Genomic DNA, 523 nt, shown 5'->3' with positions numbered 1-523 from the left:
CTTGGAGGTGCCGTCGGCCTGGAGCTTGTAGCCCGTCAGCTGGCGGGTGAGCAGCAGCGAGACCTCGCTGTTGTAGTTCATGTAGACCTGGGCCGGGTCCAGGTGCGAGAAGTCGTCGCGGTCGATCATGTTGACCGTGCCGCCCTTCTTCGCACCGGGCTCCGCGACGGCCGGGCCGACCGAGTCGGCGGCGGTGCCGACGGTGATCGCGGTGGCCTCGACCTTGGACTTCGAAGCCGCCGGCTTGCTGCCACCGTTGCTGTTGCCGCTGGAGCACGCGGTGGTGACGGTGAGGGCCCCGACAACCATGACGGCCGCGGCGAGCTGCCGTGACTTACGAACGTTCATGTTCTTCCTGCCTGTTGAGTGCCAGATAGGTGGTGGGTTGCCCGGGGCGGGCATGCCGATCCCCCCGGAGTCTGTGGGTCTGTGTGCGCGGCTCACCGACGACCGGTGAAGGTCATCGCTTCGTCTTCGGGTCGAAGGCGTCGCGGACGGAGTCCCCGAGCAGGTTGAAGGCGAG

At 67.3% G+C, this 523-nt stretch carries 1 pseudogene; it reads right to left on the bottom strand.

The features are described from left to right. Window positions 1-348: pseudogene (locus ABD323_RS45305) on the bottom strand (ABC transporter substrate-binding protein); the annotation flags it as partial. Window positions 349-523 lie beyond the last annotated feature (175 nt).

This window comes from Kitasatospora nipponensis (assembly GCF_039528135.1).
In the GTDB taxonomy this organism is placed as follows: Bacteria; Actinomycetota; Actinomycetes; order Streptomycetales; family Streptomycetaceae; genus Kitasatospora; species Kitasatospora nipponensis.
The sequence above is the reverse complement of the archived record's forward strand: the minus strand, read 5'-3'. Positions and strand labels throughout refer to the sequence as shown.